Genomic DNA, 18,407 nt, shown 5'->3' with positions numbered 1-18,407 from the left:
CGTACGCGCGGCCCGGAGAAGGGCCGCCGAGGGCCGCACGGGAGCCACGGGAGATGCGGGAGTTACGGGAGACGCCGTCCCGCCCCGCCCCGAGGGCGCCCAGGTGGCGTCGTTCACCCAGGAACGCATGTGGCTGGTCGAGCGGCTGTCCGACGGCCCCGCGCTGTACAACGTCCACGAGGTCTTCCGGCTGCGCGGCCCGCTGGACGTGGCCGCCCTCGGCCACGGCCTCACCGATCTGGTGCGGCGGCACGAAGTCCTGCGCACCGTCTTTCCCGAGCAGGACGGGCGCCCCCGGCCCTCGGTCTCGCCGGTCCGGCCGATCGAACTGCCCGTCACGGACCTGCGGTCCGAGCCCGCGGAACTCCGGACGCGGCGGGCCCTCGATCTCGTTCACACCGAGATCCTGCGCCCGTTCGACCTGACCGCCGCCCCGCTGCTGCGCGCCTCGCTGCTGCGGATGGACGAGAACGACCACGTCCTGGTGGTGGTGGTCCACCACATCGCGGTCGACGGCTGGTCGATGCCGCTGCTGTGGGACGACCTGTCCACGATGTACCGGAGCCGGCTGGAAGGCCGGGAGCACGAGCTGCCGCCCCTGCCGATCCAGTACGCGGATTTCGCCCACTGGCAGCGGAACCGGCTCTCCGGTGACCGCCTGCGAAGCCAACTGGACTACTGGAAAACACAGTTGACCGGCCTTTCGCCGCTGGACCTGCCCACCGACCGGCCCCGCGGGCCGGTCCGCTCGGGCCGGGGCGAGCGGATCACCTTCACGGTGCCCGAAGAGCTGGCCGAGCGGTTGCGACGGGTGGGCCGGCGGCACGGCGCGACGATGTTCATGACGCTCCTCGCCGCGTTCCAGGCCCTGCTCGCCCGCTGCAGCGGACAGTCCGACGTGGCGGTCGGCACACCGGTCGCGGGCCGGACCAGGCCTGAACTCGATCCGCTGGTGGGCTCGTTCATCAACACCCTGGTCATCCGCACCGACCTCGCGGACGACCCCGGCTTCTCCGATCTGCTCGACCGGGTCCGCCGGACCGCCGTGGACGCCTACGCGCACCAGGACGTGCCGTTCGAACGGCTGGTGCAGGAGCTGCGGCCGGAGCGCGGCCTTGACCGCAATCCGCTGTTCCAGGTGATGTTCGCGGGCCTGTCCGACCCGGCCGCCGCCCTGCGGCTGGCGGGGGCGGAGGCCGAACAGATCGACGTCGACAACGGCACGGCCAAGGTCGATCTCAGCCTGGTGGTGGCCGACCGGCCGACCGGGACGACCGGCACCGTGGCCTTCGACACCGATCTCTTCGACCGCGCGACCGTGGAGCGTCTGGTCGGCCACTACCTGCGGCTGCTGGACAGCGCGTCGAGCGATCCCGGCCGTCCCGTCTCGCGCCTGGACCTGCTCACCGATGCCGAGCGCGAGGGGCTGCTGGTGACGGCCAACGCCACCGACGAGCCCTTCCCCTCGGACCTCTGTGTGCACGAGCTGGTCGAGGAGCGGGCCCGGCTGACCCCCGACGCGGTGGCGGTCCGCTGTGGCGCCCACCGCCTGACCTACCGGGAACTCGACCGTCGGGCCAACCAGTTGGCCCGCCATCTACGGGCCAGGGGCGCGGGCCCGGAACGCCTGGTCGGCGTCTGCCTGCCGCGCTCGGCGGACCTGGTCGTGGCCCTGCTGGCGGTCCTCAAGTCCGGCGCCGCCTACCTGCCGCTGGACCCGGATCTCCCGGCCCGACGCATGTCGTTCATGCTCGCCGACGCCGAGGTGCCGCTGCTGCTCACCCAGCGGTCCCTGAGCGACCGGCTCCCGCGGAACAGCGCCGCGACCGTCTGGATGGACGCCGAGGCACGGCTCATCGCGGCCCTGCCCGAGGACCGGCTGCCGGCACTGGCGACGCCGGCCGGCCTCGCGTACTCGATCTACACCTCCGGTTCGACCGGCCGCCCCAAGGCCGTGCTGGTCCCGCACGAGGGCGTGGTCAACTACCTGGTGGTCCGCGGCCGGCAACTGGACCTCAGCGGGGCCGATGTCGTCGCCTCGGTGGCCTCGATCTCCTTCGACGTCATCGTTCCCCAGGTGCTCATGCCCCTGGCCTGGGGCGCGAGCGTGGTGATCGCCCCGTCGGAGGTCGCGGTCGACGGGCCGCGCCTCACGGAGATGATGCGCGAGTTCGGCGTCACCACGCTCATGGCCACACCGGCCACCTGGCTGCTGCTGCTGGACAGCGGCTGGAAGGGCGGCAGCCGCTTCCAGGCGATCTGTGTGGGTGAGCCGCTCCAGCCACGGCTCGCCCGGCGGCTGCTCGACGTGGTTCCCACGCTGTGGAACGGCTACGGCCCCACCGAGGCGTCCGTCGGCTGTATCACCCGGCGGGTGGACGCCGAACGGGATCTGGGCCGGCCGGGCGGGTCGGTGCCCATCGGCCGCCCGCTCGGCAACCTCCGGATCTACCTGCTGGACCGGGCCGGGGCCCCGGTGCCCGTCGGCGTGCCGGGTGAGATCCACATCGGCGGGGTCGGCGTCACCCGGGGGTACGCCAACCGGCCGGGACTGACCGCCGAGCGGTTCGTCCCCGATCCGTTCGGCGGCGACGGCGGACGGCTGTACCGGACCGGTGACCTGGCCCGGTATCTGCCGGACGGCAACCTCGTCTTCCTCGGCCGGACCGACGAACAGGTGAAGATCCGGGGATACCGCATCGAGCTGGGCGAGATCGAGGCCGCGTTGTGCGCGCGGCCCGGTGTCGCCAGGGCGGCGGTGACGGTACGGGGCAGCGGGACCGACGCCGAACTGGCCGGCTACGTGGTGTGGCAGGACCGGCCCGGCGACCCGGCGGCCCTGCGGCGCTCGCTGCGCGAGACCCTGCCGGAGTTCATGGTGCCCGCGACGCTGACCGTCCTCGACCGGATCCCGTTGACCACCAACGGAAAGGTGGATCGCGCGGCCCTGCCCGCGCCCGCCCGCCGCGGTCCCGAGGAGGGCGTGCTGCCGCCGCGGGACCGGCTGGAACTGCTGATGACCAGGATCTGGGGGCGGGTGCTGAGCACCCCGCGGGTCGGCGTGCGGGACAACTTCTTCGAGCTCGGCGGACATTCGCTCAGGGCGGTCGAGCTCGTCGAGGCGATCCGGCGGGAGTGGGGCGTCACCGTGCCGCTGAACACGGTGTTCCGTCATCCCACCGTCGAGGGCCTGTGCGCGGAACTGCCCACCGCGTCGGCGGCGCTGCGGCGGCTCGTGGTTCCGCTGGTCGAAGGAGACCGACGCGGGGCGCCGCTGATCCTGGTGCATCCGCAGAGCGGTGACGTGTGCTCCTTCCTGCACCTGGCCGAACACCTCACGGCCGGACACCTCACGGCCGGGCGGCCCGTCTACGGCCTGGAGGCCGTCGGCTACAACACCGACGAACAGCCGCCGGCCACCGTCGAGGAGCAGGCCGAGCGCTACCTGCGGGAGCTGCGGGCCGTGCTGCCCGACGGCCCGTACCTGTTGGCCGGCTGGTCCTTCGGCGGGCTGGTCGCCTTCGAGATGGCCCGTCTGCTGGAGGAGCAGGGGCACCCACCGGGGTTCCTCGGGATCATCGACGTCGGAGCGCCCGGCTCCATGGGCCCGTCCGGCGACCGTGACACGAGCGAGGCCACCCGGTTCACGATCGCCTCCGGGCCGCCGGCCCACGCCGTCGACGAACGGGACGACCTCGACGAGCGGGACGCCATCGCGCTGCTGCTCCACGACGCACACGTCCGCGAGCTGCTTCCCGCGCGGGTGCGGACCGAGCAACTGCGGCGCATGGTGCGGGTCTTCACCGCCAACGGCGAAGCCGCCGGCCGCTACCGCTCAACGGCGCGGCTGCGTACGGCGATCCACCTGTTCACGAGCGCCGAGACCCACCCCACGCTCGGCAGCCCGGTGGTGGTTCCCGCGCTCTGGCAGGAACACACCCAGGGGGCGCTGAGCGTGGTCGAGGTGCCCGGCAACCACCACGACATGCTGTCGCCACCGCACGTCGCGTCCTTCGCCGGCGCGCTCTCGGCGATCCTGGAGGAACTCGGATGAGCCACGGACACGAGCTGCCGTTGTCGTCGGCGCAGTCCGGCATCTGGTACGCCCACCATCTGCGCCCCGGCAGCCCCGCCTACAACACCGGCGAGTACCTGGACATCCCCGGGCCGGTCGACGCGGAGCTGTTCGAGGCGGCGCTGCGGCGCGTGGTGGACGAGACCGAGTCGCTGCGCGTCCGCTTCACCGACGGCGCCCAGGGCCCCCGGCAGGTCGTCACCCCGTCGCCCGACTGGTCGCTGCACCGGGCCGACCTCACCTCGGCACCCGATCCGCTGCGGGCGGCCGAGCGGTGGATGCGCACCGACCTGGCCACCCCGGTCGGGCTCACCCGCGACCCGCTGTTCCGCCAGGCCCTGTTCAGGATCGCGCCGGACCGCTTCCTCTGGTACCAGCGCGTCCACCACATCGTGGTCGACGGCTTCAGCATGTCGCTCATCGCGCGCCGCGTCGCCAGGACCTACACCAGGCTGGTCGAGGGCAGGGCCGGCGCAGGACCGGCCTTCGGACCGCTGAGCCTGCTGCTGGCGCACGACGCGGCCTACCACTCGTCGGAACAGCCCCGACTGGACCGGGAGTTCTGGGCGGCCCGGCTGGCCGGCCGACCGGACCCGGTCAGCCTCGCCAGCCGGTCGGCGCCGGTCTCGGACGGCTTCCTGCGTCGTACCGGCAGCCTCTCCGCGCCCACCGTGGCCGCGTTGCGGCGGGCCGCACGACCCGCCGGAGCGAGCTGGCCCACCGCCTTCATCGCGACGGTCGCCGCGTACCTCCACCGCCTCAGCGGCGAACGGGACGTCGTGCTCAGCATGCCGGTGACCGGGCGTACGGGATCCTCCGCGCCGGCCGTCCCCGGCATGGTGGCGAACGTGGTACCGCTGCGGCTGCGCGTGCGCCCGGACCAGGGCCTGTCCGCGCTCGTCCGACAGGCGACCGAGGAGATCGGCGCCCTGCGCCCGCACCAGCGCCACCGCAGCGAGGACCTGCGCAGGGAGCTGGACCCGGCGCGGTCGGAGCGGGTCCTGTTCGGCCCCGTCGCCAACATCATGTCCTTCTACTACCACCTGGACTTCGCGGGCGTACGGGCCACCGCGCACAACCTGTCCAACGGGCCGGTCGAGGATCTTTCGTTCTCCGTCTACGACCGGTCCGACGGCACCGAGCCCCGGTTCGACCTCGACGCGAACCCCGCGCTCTACTCCGAGGCCGAACTCACCGCCCACCAGCGGCGGTTCCTGCGTTTCCTGGACTCGGTCACCGCCGATCCGGACCAGCCGGTCGGCCGGCCGGACATCCTCACCGCCGAGGAACGGCACCGGACGGTCGTGGCGGGCAACCGCACCACGCGTCCGCTGCCGCACCCGACGGTGCCGCTGGCCTTCGCCGCCGAGGTCGCGCGCACCCCCGGTGCGCCCGCCGTGGTGTCCGGGGAAACCACCCTGACCTACGCCGAGTTGAACGCCCGGGCCAACCGACTGGCCCACCGGCTGGTCTCGATGGGGGTCCGCTGCGACAGCACGGTGGCCGTGCTCATGGAACGCTCCGCCGACGTGGTGGTGGCGGTCCTGGCGATCAGCAAGGCCGGCGGCGCCTACGTACCGCTGGACGCCCGGTCCCCGGTGGCCCGCCTGCGGCACGTCATGGCCGGGACCGGGGCGGCGGTGCTGCTCACCCATCGAGCCACCCAGGACCACGAGCTGACCCGCGGCACACCGGGTGTCGTCGTCGACGCCGACCCCGGCCTCGCCGGAGAGCCGGCCACCGACCCCGTCGTACCGCTGCGCCCGGACCACCTGGTGTGCGTCCTGTACACCTCGGGGTCCACGGGCACACCGAAGGGCGTGGCCCTGAGCCACCGCAATGTCGTCAGCCTGACCTCGCAACGGTCCTGGCGGGGCGGGAGCGGCCCCCGGGTGCTCGCGCATTCCCCGCACGCCTTCGACGCCTCGACCTTCGAGTGGTGGGTGCCGCTGCTCAACGGGGGCCAGGTGGTCGTGGCCCCGCCCGGCGAACTGGCGCTCTCGGCCCTCCACCGGCTCATCGCCGATCACCGGGTCAGCGCGCTGTGGCTGACGGCCGGGCTGTTCCGGGTGTTCGCCGAGGAGTCCCCCGGCGCCCTGGCCCGGGTCGGCCAGGTGTGGACCGGCGGTGACATCGTGCCGGCCGACGCGGTTCGGCGGGTGCTGGAGCACTGTCCGGACTCCGTGGTGGTCGCCGGATACGGCCCGACCGAGGCCACCACGTTCACCACCCGCAGGGTGCTCCGCCCCGGTCGGGCCGTGCCCGACGTCGTGCCCATCGGCCGGCCGGTGGACAACAGGCGTGTGTACGTCCTGGACGAGGCGCTGTCGCCGGTGCCACCGGGGGTGGCCGGTGTGCTGTACGTCGCCGGTGCCGGTGTGGCGCGCGGGTACCTGAACAACCCCCGCCTGACGGCCGGCCAGTTCGTGCCGTGCCCGTTCGGCGAACCGGGCGGGCGGATGTACCGCACGGGCGACGTGGTCCGCTGGAACCCCGATGGCGAACTGGAGTTCCTCGGCCGGGCGGACGAGCAGGTCAAACTCCATGGTTTCCGCATCGAGCCGGGCGAGATCGAGGCCGTGCTCGCCGGGCATCCCGGGGTCGCCCAGGCGACCGTGGTCACCGGCACCAGCGGTTCGGACGACAAGCGCCTGATCGGCTACGTCGTCCCGGCCGGGGGCTCGGGGCTGGACCCGGCCTCGTTGCGGGAGCACGCCGCCGCGCTCCTGCCCGACTACATGGTGCCCTCGGTGATCGTCACGCTCGACGCCCTCCCCCTGACCCCCAGGGGGAAGATCGACCGGGCCGCGCTGCCCGCCGTGGACCTCGCACCGGCACCGTCCGGGCGAGGGCCGGGAAACCCGGCGGAGCAGGCGATGTGCGCGCTCTTCGCCGAGGTGCTCGGTCTCTCCCCGGTGGGCGTCGACGACGGTTTCTTCACGCTGGGCGGCAATTCCCTGCTCGCCACCCGGCTGATCAACCGGGTGCGGGTGCGGTTCGGCCGTGAACTCGCCCTGGGCGCCCTGTTCCAGGCACCCACGCCGGCCCGGCTGGTCGAAGCGCTCGACGGCGCCCCGGACGCCGCGGCGGTACCGGATCTCGCCCCGCGAACCACCGCTCCGACAGCGATCACAGGAAGCACCTCGTAATGGTCCACACCCTCCCCCACCCCGACGGAACCCCGGCGGCCCAGGCGACACCACCGCCCCAGGCGCTGGGGGTGTCCCAGGTCCGCCGCTACTACCAGCTCGTCGACGCCGGAGACGTGCCCGCGCTGGTCGCCCTGTTCACCCCGGACGCGCGCTACCACCGGCCCGGGTACCGGCCCATGGTCGGGCATGCCGAACTGGAGCGCTTCTACCTCGACCAGCGGGTGATCCGTACCGGCGCGCACACCCTGGCCACCGTGGTCGCGACCGATGACGAGATAGCGGTGCACGGCCTGTTCCGCGGCGTACTGCACGACGGCGGCGAGGTCGAGCTGCGGTTCGCGGACTTCTTCCGGATGACGCCGCAGGGCCGCATCGCGGCACGGGACACCTTCTTCCACGTCCCGGCGGTCTGAGCCGGTGGACGCCCCCGGTGGCACCGCGAACCAGGTGATCCGTATCGACCGCCGCTACAACGGCCCACCCGACAGTGCCCACGGCGGCTACGCGTGCGGTCTCGTCGCGGCGCGGGCCCGCCGGATGCTGGCGACCGGCGGCGATCTCGTCGTCCAGCTGCACGCCCCGCCACCGCTGGACACCGGCCTCCGGACGGCCCGGAGCGGCAAGCGGGTCCATGTCTGGCACGGCGAGGAGCTCATCGCGACCGCGTCACCCCGGGCAGCCGTCGCGGGCCCGGTGGATTTCGTCCCGCCGGCCGTCGCGGAGCACGCCATGCGCCGCTACGAGGGGCACCGTTCCCACCCCTTCCCCACCTGCTTCGTCTGCGGTCCCGACCACCGGGACGGTCCGCGGCTGGCACCGGGCCCGGTGCCCGGCCCGGGGAACCGGGTCGCGTGCGTCTGGACACCGGACGCCGCCGACGGGGACGGGACCGGCGCCGTCACCGAGGAATCGGTGTGGGCCGTGCTGGACTGCCCGGGAGGCTGGACGCTCGACCCGCTCCGCGGCCCGCTGGTGCTCGGCCGGATGACGGCCCGCGTCTCGGCCCTTCCCCGTGTCGGTGAGGCCGTCGTCGTGGTCGGCCGCGGCGTACCCGGCGACGGCAGGGTCCTCACCTGCACCACCGCACTCTTCCGTCGCGACGGGACGGAGCTCGGCCGCGCCGTCGCGACCTGGGTGCGTTCGGCCCCGACGGGGACACCTCAGGACAGGAAAGTGGGAAGCAGTTGACCAGGACGGTCTTCACCTCCGGCACTCCCGGGTTCATCGGCAGCGGACGGCCGCCGTTCGACGCCCGGACCATTCATGAGCTGGTCGCCGAGCAGGCGGAGCGGGCTCCGCACGCGCCCGCGGTCACCTGCGACGGACAGACCCTGACCTATCGGCAGCTCAACGACCGTGCCAACCGGCTCGCCGGGCGGCTGCGAGCGGCCGGCCTGGCGCCGGAGGACGTCGTCGGCGTGCTGGTGCGACGGTCACCGGAGCTGATCGTGGCCCTGCTCGCCGTCCTCATCGCGGGCGGGGCGTACCTCGGACTCGAACCGGACGACCCGCCCGGCCGCCACGAGCTGCTGCTCAAGGACGCCGACGCGGGCCTGGTGATCGCCGAAGAGGCGCTGCGGGACCGGATACCCGCCGGGGTCGTCGCGGTGGTGGAAGGCCCCGCGCCGGAACGGCCGGCCGCCGAGCCGACGGCCCCGGCCCCGGCCCTCCCGGAAAGCCCGGACGGCCCGGACAGCCCGGACCGGCTCGCCTACCTCAGCTACACCTCGGGCTCCACCGGCGAGCCCAAGGGCGTCGGCGTGCCCCATCGGGCGATCGACCGGCTCGTCCGGGGCGCGGACTGGATGGAGATCCGTTCCGGCGACGTCTTCTTCCACATCGCGCCGGTCGCGTTCGACGCGTCCACGCTGGAGATCTGGGCTCCCCTGGTCAACGGCTGCCGGCTGGTCCTCTTCCCCCCGGTCGCGATCACGCTGGAGCACGTGGCGCGCGTCGTCCGCGCCGAGCGCGTGACGGTGCTTCTGCTGACCACCGGCTTCTTCCACCAGATGGTGAGCTCCCACCCGGAGGCGTTCGCCGGTGTGCGTCACGTCCTCACCGGGGGTGACGTGGCCTCGCCGAGCCATGTCCAGCGGTTGCTGGCCAGGTACCCGGACCTGCTCTTCACCAACGGCTACGGACCGACCGAGAACACCACGTACACGACCTGCTGGACCAGCAGTACCCTCGCGGCGCTGCGGAGCGTGCCGATCGGCCGCCCGGTCAGCGGCACCAGGGTCGCCGTGCTCGACGGCGACCTCGAACCCGTGCCCGCCGGCGAGTGCGGCGAGCTGTACGCGGCCGGGGCGGGCCTGGCCCGCGGCTACCTGGGCCGCCCGGCCGCGACGGCCGAACGGTTCCTGCCCGATCCGTTCGGAACGGAGCCCGGGGCCAGGATGTACCGGACCGGCGACCTTGTGCGCTGGCTGCCGGACGGCACGCTGGAGTTCGTCGGACGCGCGGACGACCAGGTCAAGGTCCAGGGCTACCGCGCCGAACCGCGCACCGTCGAGGTCGAGCTGGAGCGGCTCGCCCAGGTGCGGCACGCGGTCGTGCTGCCGCAGGCCGACCCGGCGGGTGGCACCAGGCTGCTGGGGTACGTCGTGCCCACCGATCCGCAGCTGCCGGGTTCGGCCGACCTCGGCCGGCGGCTCCGCCACGAACTGCGGGGCAGACTGCCGGGATATCTGATTCCCTGGGCCATCCTGGTCCGTCCCGAGCTGCCGGTGAACCGCAACGGCAAGATCGACCGCCAGGCCCTGCCCACCGCCACCCGGGTGCCGCGCAACGTGGCCAACGAGTTCGTCGCACCCCTCACCCCGGTGCAGCTGCGGCTGGTCGAGCTGTGGGGCGACCTCCTCGGCGTCGAGCCGGTCGGGGTCGACGACGACTTCTTCGACCTCGGCGGGCACTCGCTGCTGGCCACCGACCTCCTGGTCGCCGTCCAGCGCGAGTTCGGCGTGGACATCCCCGCGCAGACCCTGTACCTGTCGCCGACCGTCGCGGAGCTGGCGACGGCCCTCGTCGCCCGGATGGAGACGCCGGATACGACGCCGGGTACGACGACGCGGGAGGAGCGGTCCCGATGACGGCGGTTCCCCCGACCACGCGATGCCCGGTCTCCGCACCACAGCAGGTCGATCTGATCGACCCCGGCCTCTACCACAGGGGCGGGGCCCACGAGTTGTGGCGACGGCTGCGCCGCGACGCTCCGGTGAGCCGGCAGGCGGCCGGCGACCTCGGCTACTGGTCGGTCGTCGGATACGCCGAGGCCAACCGGGTACTCCGCGACCACGAGGCGTTCACCTCCGAACAGGGCACCCTGCTCAACCTCCTCGGCAAGGGTGACCCCGCCGGCGGCAGGCAGATGGCGGTGACCGACCCGCCGCAGCACTCGCGTCTGCGCGGCCCGCTGCAACAGGCGCTGTCGATCAGGACGGTGGAGAACGACCGGGAGGCCGTCCGCGCCGTCGTCGTCGAGCTGCTCCGGCCGTTGGCCGACGGCGGGCCGTTCGACTTCGCCGCCGCGATGGCCGCCATGCCGATGGCGGTGATCGGCACGATGATGGCGCTGCCGGAGCAGGACTGGCCGCGCCTGGTCCGGCTCACCCACGCGTGCATCGCCGCGGACGACCCCGAGTTCCAGCTCGCCGCCGGACCACAGGCCACCCTTGTGACCGCCCACCGTGAGCTGTTCGCCTACTTCCAGGACGTCGTCACCCGGCGCCGGCGCTCGCCGGGTGACGATCTGATCAGCGTGCTGCTGACCATGGAGCTGGACGGACGGCGGCTGTCGCCGGGCGAGATCGTGTCCAACTGCTACAGCCTGCTGCTCGGCGCGGCCGTCACCACGGCCCAGCCACCGAACGCGGCGATGGCGGAGCTGGCCGGGACGGCGGTCCTCGACGACTGGGCGGCCCACCCGGAGCTGCTCAACGGCGGCGTGGAGGAAGCACTGCGATGGGCCTCGCCCACCCAGCACTTCATGCGCCACACCACCCGCGACGTCGAGGTCCGGGGGGTGCCGATCCCGGCGGGGGACGCGGTCGTCGTGTGGCTGGCGTCGGCCAACCGCGACGAGACCGTGTTCGCCGACCCGGACACCTTCGACATCCGGCGCCGGCCCAACAAGCACATCGCGTTCGGTGTGGGCGCGCACTACTGCATCGGCCACACCGTGGCACGGGTGACCTTGCGGATCCTGTTCACCGAACTGCTCGGCCGGTTCACCGGTTTCGAACTCGCCGGGACGCCCCGGCGCATGCGGTCGAACATCATCGCCGGCTTCACCCACCTGCCGATCACCGCGCGAGCCCGGTAGGCGCCGCCGCCCCAACCCCGGCCGCCCCAACCCCGGCCGGCTCCACCGCTGCCGGCTCACCGCTATCGGCTCACCGCTATCGGCTCACCGCTGTCGACACCGGCACAGCGAGCACCGGGAAGAAGCCCCCCTCACGGAAGGTCATCAGTGGACGCCCCAACGGCCCGTACCCGCAACAAGTGGTTCCTGCGCGAGCCCTCACCGGTGGCACCGGCGAGACTGTTCTGCCTGCCCTACTCCGGGTGCGGAGCGAGCATGTACCGCCACTGGCCGTCGACGGTCGACGGCGTCGAGATCTGCCCCGTGCAACTGCCCGGCCGGGAGAACCGGATGCGCGAGCCCGCCTACTCCACCTACGAGGCGATGGCCGACGACCTCGGCGAAGCGCTGCGGCCCTACCTGGACCGCCCCTACGCGCTGTTCGGGCACTGCGGCTCCGCGCTGGCCGCGTACGAGACGGCCGTACGGCTTGTCCAGCGGGGCTGCCCCGCCCCGGCCCGGGTGTTCGTCTCCGCCGAGGTGGCGCCGCAGGACGGCCCCTACGGCCGCTTCCTCGACCTGACCGACGACGAGCTGGCCGCCGAACTGCGCCAGCTCGTCGCGGAGTTGGGCGGCACCCTGGAGCCGAGCCTGCTGGAGCTCTACCTCGGCGTGCTGCGCAACGACGTCGACATGAACAAGCGGTATCACGTGGCCGAGCCGGTTCGGCTGCCGTGCCCCGTCACCGCCATCGGGTGGACCGGGGACACGGGCATTCCCCCGTCGCTCATGGCCGGCTGGTCGGCCTGCGGCCAAACGGCCTTCGAGCTCCTGGACGGAGGCCACTACCGCTTCATCGAGGCGCCGGGGGAACTGCTGGCCCTCCTGGTCGCGGATCTGGCGTCCGCCGGCTCCCGCACCCCCGACTCCGCACAGCCCGGCTGAGCACGACCTCGGTCCGGTCGGCGGCGGACCTTCCGGCGCACCTCCTCGCCGGAGGGTCCGCCGGTCTTCGCCAGGCCCGGATATCTGACGGCTACACCTTTCCCTCCGTCGAAGAGGTGCTCGAAGCGCGGCAGCCCATGAAGCGGCGGGCCGGGCCTCGGGTGCCGCGGGGCCGCTACGCCGGTCCGGCCCCGGGGTGCTCGAACGGCGAGGGGGCGGGGAAGTACGCCCGGAGGAAGGCGGTGACGGCCCGGTCCTGCTCGTCGGCGGGCACGTTGTCGCGCACGCCGTCGGCCAGGCACAGCACATCGGCCCACCGGTGGCCGTGCAGCTCGGGCAGGCGGGCGAGGTCCTCGGTGCTGTCGGTGACGAAGTAGCCGTCGACCAGCTGCCCCTCCACCGCGCGGCCGGTGGCGTGGGCGTAGTAGGTGCCCAGGGTGACCGGCGCGAGGTCGGCGGCCGAGCGGAAGGGCGAGGTGACGGTCGCCGCGAGCTCGGCGGCGAAGCGTTCGCCGGCCTCCGCCAGGACGCTGCGCCGCAGCGGGTACGGGACGTGCTTGAGCGTGCGGGGGTAGGTACGGCCGGTGGCCTCGGTCAGCACGGCACGGGTGTTGTGCTGCGCGCTGGCGTAGACGGTGTCGCTGAGATCGCCGCCGTCGGGCAGACTCCGTCCGGGCGGTATCACCCGGCTGTCGGGGAAGCAGAGCGGCAGGCCGTTGCCGAGGAAGAACTGCTGCGGGGCGAGCGGGCGGGCGAGGAACATGTCGTCGTTGAGGTAGAGGAAGTGCTCGGCGAGGCCGGGGACGAGGTGCAGGCGGCTCTCGATGGCGCGGGAGTTGAACACCGGCCCGGCGCCCGTTCCGGCGAACAGCTCACGGTGCGAGACGACGGTCAGGCCCGGCCCGGTGGCGTCCAGCCAGGCGGGGACCTGGTCGTCGGTGACGAGGAAGACCTGGCGGATCCACGGGGCGTACGCCGCTATCGAGCGCAGGCAGTAGCGCAGTTCGTCGCGGCTCCGGTAGCGCTGCTCGGTGTCGTCGGCCAGGCCCCGCGACCGGCCGGGGTGGTCCCCGCGGGTCGCGTCCCGGCGCCGGCGCCAGTCCGGGTCGTCGCCGTCGACCCAGGTGATGACGGCGTCGACGGGAAAGTCGACATCGTCGGGGAACACGGTGGCGAACGCGTCGACCAGCGGGTAGTCGCGGCCGGAGACGCTGGTGGTGGCGGTGGCGGCCAGCGACGGCAGCCACCATCCGAAGGAGGTCTGGTCGATCGAGGCGATCGCACCCGGGGACGGCGCGGCCGAGTCCCAGAACTCGACGTCGCAGCCCTCCTGCGCCCCGTACAGGAGGTCGCCGACCACGGCGGGCCGGTAGACGCGGATGCCCTTGACCCGGTCCGGCGGCGGGCCGGCCGGGTCCGGCTCGGCCGGGGGCTCGGACCCGGGGGCCTCGACGGCCTCGACGGCTTCAGCGACCTCAACGGCTTCGGGGCCTTCGACGGCCGCGACCGTCTCGACGAGCTGCTCGGCCAGGGCGGTGGCGAGGGTCCGGCCGTGTTCGAGGAGATCGGCATAGACGGCCTGTCCGCCGAAGGCGGCGGACACCGCCTCCAGCACGGCCGCCCGGTCGCCGGGGGCGATCGCCAGGCGGTGGCGCGGCAGCGGGTCGGGCACCACCCCGTAGGCGATGCCCGCCGCCTCCAGCACATCGGCGACGTCGGCGAGGTTCCCGTCCCGGCACGCGGCCGGCATGAGCCCCTCCCGCACCACCGCCAGGTGGTCGCCGTGCCGAACCGTCCCGGGAAGACCGGCGAGCAGCTCGTCCTCCCGTATCCGCCGTCCGTCCACCGCCGGTCCGTCCGGACCGGTCCCCGGCTCGGGCTGCTCGGGCTGCTCGGGCTCGGCCGCGGTGCCCGTCTCGGGACGCGCTACAGCCCATCGGCGGGCCAGCGCGGCGAGCGGGCGTCGCACGGAATGGGGAACGGCGTGACGAATGGACACGGAACGAAGACTCCCGGGGGGGGCAAACCACCGCAACGGCCCGGGCACGGGTAAAAGAAATCGGACCGTAAGAGCGCGAACCGTAAGAGCGTGCCACACCCCGCTGGGTGAACCCTGGGAGAATTCCCGGCACCGGCTGAGCGCGACGGCGCCCCCTCCGTCTCCCACCGGTGCGCCGCCGCCAGGCGCGAGCGGGCGCGGTCACCGAAGGACGACCGCGCCCGCCCCGCCCGGGACCAGGCAAGCCGCTTTTCTCAACCGCGAAGCAGGACGAGCTCGTTGTCCCGGCGCGCCGGGTCCGCGGCGGCGGGCACCGAGAAGCCCGTGCGCCGGAAACCGACCTTGGCGTACAGCGCCTCCGCGCGGGGGTTGTCCTCGTGCACGAAGAGCCGGACGCGTTCGATCCGTGGCTCGGGGAGTGACCACGACCACGCGAGCGCGGCCCGGAAAAGCTCCTCCGCGAGGCCGGTACCGCGCGCCTCCGGCTGGACGAACACCCCCACGAAGTGGGTCTGCGCCTGCTCCGGGACATCGTCGAAGAACGTCTCGACGCCCGCCCGCTCGACGAGCACCGAGACCGTGCCGAGCCAGCGCCCGTCCGCCGACTCGGCGACGAACTGCCGGGCCGTCCTCCCCTCGGCGGCTCCGGCGGCGCGCTCCTGCCAGAAGGCGTCGGGCTTCGCCGCGGCCTGCTCGTGGGTTTCGAGGAAGGCGAGATGCGCGAGCGGGTCCCGCAGTGCTTCCAGCCTGATCGCCTTGACCCTGCTCCAGTCCTCGTGCCGCACGGCCCTGATGATGTGGTTCATCCCCCGATCCTCACATCCGGCCCCGGCCCGGCCCCGACCGGACCGTCCGCCGCCGCGCGGGCCGCCCTGCGCCGGGAGCGGTAGGACCGGGGCGTGGTGCCCGTCAGCCGGGAGAAGTGCTGCCGCAGGCTCGCCGGGGACGTGAACCCGGCGAGGGCCGCCACCCGCTCCACCGGTTCGTCGGTGCCCTCCAGCAGCTCACACGCCCGCTCCAGCCGCCGTCGCAGCAGGTACTGCGGCGGGCTGACGCCGGCGTGCGCGCGGAAGCGGCGGACGAGGCTGCTGACGCTGATCCCGGCGTGCGCGGCGATGTCCGCGGGGGTCAGCGGGAGGTGCAGACGGGTCTCCAGCCACCGCAGGGTCGGCTCGATGCCGACGCTGTCCGCGATCTCCCGGTCGATGTCCTCCTGGACACGGTCCGCGTACGACAGCAGTGGGGTGAGGAGTTCCCGGGACGTCTCACCGGCGGTCCGCTCCCCGTGGTCCTGGGCCAGCAGGCGCAGGCAGACGTCCATGCCGCCGAAGATCCCGGCCGAGGTCAGGAAGGGGCCGTCGGCCACGGCCGAACCGACCGGGTCGACCTCGATCCGGGGGTGGCGCCGGGCCAGTTCCCCGGTGTGGCGCCAGCCGGTGGTGGCGCGCCGGGCGTCGAGCAGGCCGGTGGCCGCCAGGGTGAACACACCCGTCCCCACCGCCCCGATCCGGCTCCCCCGCGCGGCGGCGGCCCGCAGTGCGGTGAGCACCGCCGCCGCGGGCTCGCCGTGGTAGCCGTCGTGACCGGGCACCAGCACGATGTCCGCGTCGGCGAGACCCTCCAGCCCCCAGGGGACGGTGATCCGCAGCGGGGCCGGCAACCCCACCCCGGTGAGCCCGGGACCGGCGCAGAGCCGCACCTCGTAGGCGACGCCCGGGCGGTCGCGGGCCGCCGCACCGAACACCAGCCCCGGGGTGGTGAGGTGGTGTCCGGGCACCCCGTCGAGTACGAGAACGGCGATCACCGACATGCCTGGAACCTAACCGAGAGCCGGGCCCGGACCACATTCCGGCCCGCGTCAGCCGTGCTGGTGGACCGTCTTCCAGATCCAGCTCGCGTAGGCGGGAACGTTGGTGTAGAGGCCGGGGCCGGTGGAGCAGGCCGGGTCGGTGTCCCCGTCACCCGAGGTGGTCCCGATCAGCTCCCAGCGGCCACCCCTGCCCTGCTGGATCTGCGGGCCGCCGGAGTCCCCGAAGCAGGCCATGCTGCCCGGCGTCCGGCTGACCGTGCAGAGCCTGGTCGCTCCCGCACGCCCGGGAGAGCACTCGTCGTCGGCCCCCCTGCGGGTGTCCAGCTCCTGGAGCCGGTCCGGGAACTCCGCCTTCGTGAGATCGGTCGTGTCGAGGACGGTGCCGAACCCGAGCAGCCGGGTCGGGGTGCCGGGCCGCCCCGGCTCCCCGGCGATCCTGATCGGCTTCTCCGCGACCGGGCGGGCCAGCCGAACGAGCGCGAGGTCGTTCTGGTTGGGGCTGCCCAGCCGGTAGCCGGGGTGGATCACCGTCCGGTCGATGGCGCGGACGGTGCCCCCGGACTTGCGCTGCGCGGAGCCGACGCGGACGGTCCCGTCCAGCTTCACCAGATCGGGGTCGACGCAGTGGGCCGCCGTCAGCACCCACTGCGGGTCGATCAGCGTTCCGCCGCACGGGGCGTCGTACACGTGGATGTCCGGGGCGCTCAGCGGGATCGACACCATGAACGGGTAACGCTCGGTGGAGTCCTGCCCCTTGACGATGGCTCCGGCGCTGCCGGTCATGGCGGTGGCGCACACCGTCCCGGCGGCCAGGGCGACGGCGGCGACGCGCGCGGCACGGCGCGGCAGAGAGCTGGGCTTGAACACGGAAAACCCTTCGTTCGGATGAAACGGAAATACCTGAAACGGAAAGGACGAAGCCGGCTGCCGGGCGTCCCCTCGCTCCGGCTCCGCGTACGACCCATCCTCCGCAGCCGGCCCGGCCGGAAAAAGCGGTCCCGATGTCACCCTCGGCTAAATTCTGGACATGTCAGTGATCGCTGTCCTCGCGCTCGACGGCGTGCCGGGCCATCAGCTCACCGGTCCGGGGCTCTCCTTCGGCACCGCCGTGCGCCACCACCCCCACGTCGCCTACGAGCTGCGGTACTGCACCGCCCCCGGCCTTCGGGCGACCGGCTCCCCGGCCCCGTTCCGGATCGACACACCCTGGGGCCTGGAGGGGCTGGAGGGCGCCGACACCGTCCTGCTGCCCGGGCACGACGGGTTCCGCGACGAACCGCCCGCCGAGGTCGTCGACGCGCTGCGGGCCGCCGCGGACCGGGGCAGCCGGATCGGCGCGATCGGCACCGGGACGTTCACCCTCGCCGCCACCGGTCTCCTGGACGGCCGACGGGCCACCACCAGCCGCCGGCACGCCGCCGAGCTGGCGCGGCGCCACCCCCTGGTCGAGGTCGACCCGGAGGGTTCGGTCGTGGACGCGGATCCGTACTACAGCGCGGCGGGGGTGCTCGGCGGTCTCGATCTCTGCCTGCGGCTGATCACCCTGGATCACGGCAACCCGGTCGCCGTCGAGACCGAGCGGCAGATCTTCCTGCAGCTCCACCTGCCCGCCGGCCCCGCCGACGCCGGGGAAGCCGCGGCCCCTGCCGCCCGGGCGGACGCGGCGTACCACGCGGTCACCCGGCCCGGAAGCGGCCTCGGGCCCACCACCCGGTGGATGGAGGCCCACCTCGACCGCCCGCTGACCCTGAACGACATCGCCGACCACGCGGGACTCACCGTCCGCGGCCTGACCCGGCGGTTCCGGGCCGAGACCGGGCTCACCCCGCTCCAGTACCTCCTGCGCGCCCGCATCCAGCTGGCGCAGCGTCTGCTGGAACGCGGAGACGAGCCGGTGGAGCGCATCGCCGCCCGCACCGGGCTGGGCACCCCCGCCAACCTGCGCCACCACTTCCAGCACCACACGGGCACCAGCCCCCGCACCTACCGCACCGCGTTCCGGTCCCTGGTCTCCACTCTGACCTGGGCGGACGGCCGGCAACCGGTCCAGGACACCCCGACGGCCCCGACGGCGACGTCACGGTCCGTCCGTGACTCCATCGCCGACGGGGCCCGGTAGCAGGGCC

The 18,407-nt window shown here is 73.5% G+C and carries 12 protein-coding genes; 8 read left to right on the top strand and 4 right to left on the bottom strand.

The features are described from left to right. The first annotated feature begins 103 nt into the window (after positions 1 to 103). The 7 genes from AB0P06_RS21155 (at position 104) to AB0P06_RS21125 (ending at position 12,472) form a co-directional block, all read left to right on the top strand. Complete coding sequence (locus AB0P06_RS21155; protein WP_363609453.1) at positions 104 to 4,054, top strand: amino acid adenylation domain-containing protein; 3,951 nt, start codon at positions 104 to 106, stop codon at positions 4,052 to 4,054. Next, positions 4,051 to 7,224 carry an amino acid adenylation domain-containing protein gene (locus AB0P06_RS21150; protein ID WP_363609451.1) on the top strand — a complete coding sequence of 1,058 codons (3,174 nt, stop codon included), beginning with the start codon at positions 4,051 to 4,053 and terminating at the stop codon, positions 7,222 to 7,224. Before AB0P06_RS21155 ends, AB0P06_RS21150 begins: the two co-directional genes overlap by 4 nt. Then, positions 7,224 to 7,640, top strand: a complete 417-nt coding sequence (locus AB0P06_RS21145) for a nuclear transport factor 2 family protein (RefSeq protein WP_363609449.1) — start codon at positions 7,224 to 7,226, stop codon at positions 7,638 to 7,640. Before AB0P06_RS21150 ends, AB0P06_RS21145 begins: the two co-directional genes overlap by 1 nt. 34 nt (positions 7,641 to 7,674) lie before the next feature. After that, entirely contained in the window at positions 7,675 to 8,415 is a 741-nt protein-coding gene (locus AB0P06_RS21140) for a hypothetical protein (RefSeq protein WP_363609447.1), read from the top strand. Further along, positions 8,412 to 10,316, top strand: a complete 1,905-nt coding sequence (locus AB0P06_RS21135; protein WP_363609445.1) for a non-ribosomal peptide synthetase — start codon at positions 8,412 to 8,414, stop codon at positions 10,314 to 10,316. The genes AB0P06_RS21140 and AB0P06_RS21135 overlap by 4 nt, the downstream gene beginning before the upstream one ends. After that, on the top strand, positions 10,313 to 11,548 hold the full coding sequence (locus tag AB0P06_RS21130) for a cytochrome P450 (protein WP_363609443.1): 1,236 nt from the start codon (positions 10,313 to 10,315) through the stop codon (positions 11,546 to 11,548). Before AB0P06_RS21135 ends, AB0P06_RS21130 begins: the two co-directional genes overlap by 4 nt. Before the next feature lie 147 nt (positions 11,549 to 11,695). Next, positions 11,696 to 12,472 (top strand): thioesterase domain-containing protein, encoded by a 777-nt coding sequence (locus tag AB0P06_RS21125; RefSeq protein WP_363609441.1) that lies wholly within the window; start codon positions 11,696 to 11,698, stop codon positions 12,470 to 12,472. A gap of 175 nt (positions 12,473 to 12,647) precedes the next feature. Here AB0P06_RS21125 and AB0P06_RS21120 read toward each other — a convergent pair whose 3' ends face one another. From AB0P06_RS21120 to AB0P06_RS21105, 4 genes are all read right to left on the bottom strand, one after another. Then, positions 12,648 to 14,471: a stealth conserved region 3 domain-containing protein gene (locus AB0P06_RS21120; RefSeq protein ID WP_363609439.1), complete on the bottom strand. Its 1,824-nt coding sequence runs from the start codon at positions 14,469 to 14,471 to the stop codon at positions 12,648 to 12,650. A gap of 254 nt (positions 14,472 to 14,725) precedes the next feature. After that, positions 14,726 to 15,277, bottom strand: coding sequence for a GNAT family protein (locus AB0P06_RS21115; protein ID WP_363609437.1), 552 nt, complete (start codon positions 15,275 to 15,277; stop codon positions 14,726 to 14,728). Continuing rightward, entirely contained in the window at positions 15,274 to 16,281 is a 1,008-nt protein-coding gene (locus AB0P06_RS21110; RefSeq protein WP_363609435.1) for a helix-turn-helix domain-containing protein, read from the bottom strand. The genes AB0P06_RS21115 and AB0P06_RS21110 overlap by 4 nt, the downstream gene beginning before the upstream one ends. Positions 16,282 to 16,329: 48 nt before the next feature. Then, positions 16,330 to 17,064 carry a serine protease gene (locus AB0P06_RS21105; protein ID WP_363609502.1) on the bottom strand — a complete coding sequence of 245 codons (735 nt, stop codon included), beginning with the start codon at positions 17,062 to 17,064 and terminating at the stop codon, positions 16,330 to 16,332. A 244-nt stretch (positions 17,065 to 17,308) separates the two neighbouring features. Between AB0P06_RS21105 and AB0P06_RS21100 the strand changes: the two genes are divergently transcribed. Next, complete coding sequence (locus AB0P06_RS21100) at positions 17,309 to 18,400, top strand: helix-turn-helix domain-containing protein (protein WP_363609433.1); 1,092 nt, start codon at positions 17,309 to 17,311, stop codon at positions 18,398 to 18,400. The last annotated feature ends 7 nt before the right edge of the window (positions 18,401 to 18,407 follow it).

This window comes from Kitasatospora sp. NPDC088351 (assembly GCF_040685575.1).
Lineage (GTDB): Bacteria > Actinomycetota > Actinomycetes > Streptomycetales > Streptomycetaceae > Kitasatospora.
Note: the sequence above shows the minus strand (reverse complement) of the source record. Positions and strands in the feature narration are given on the sequence as shown.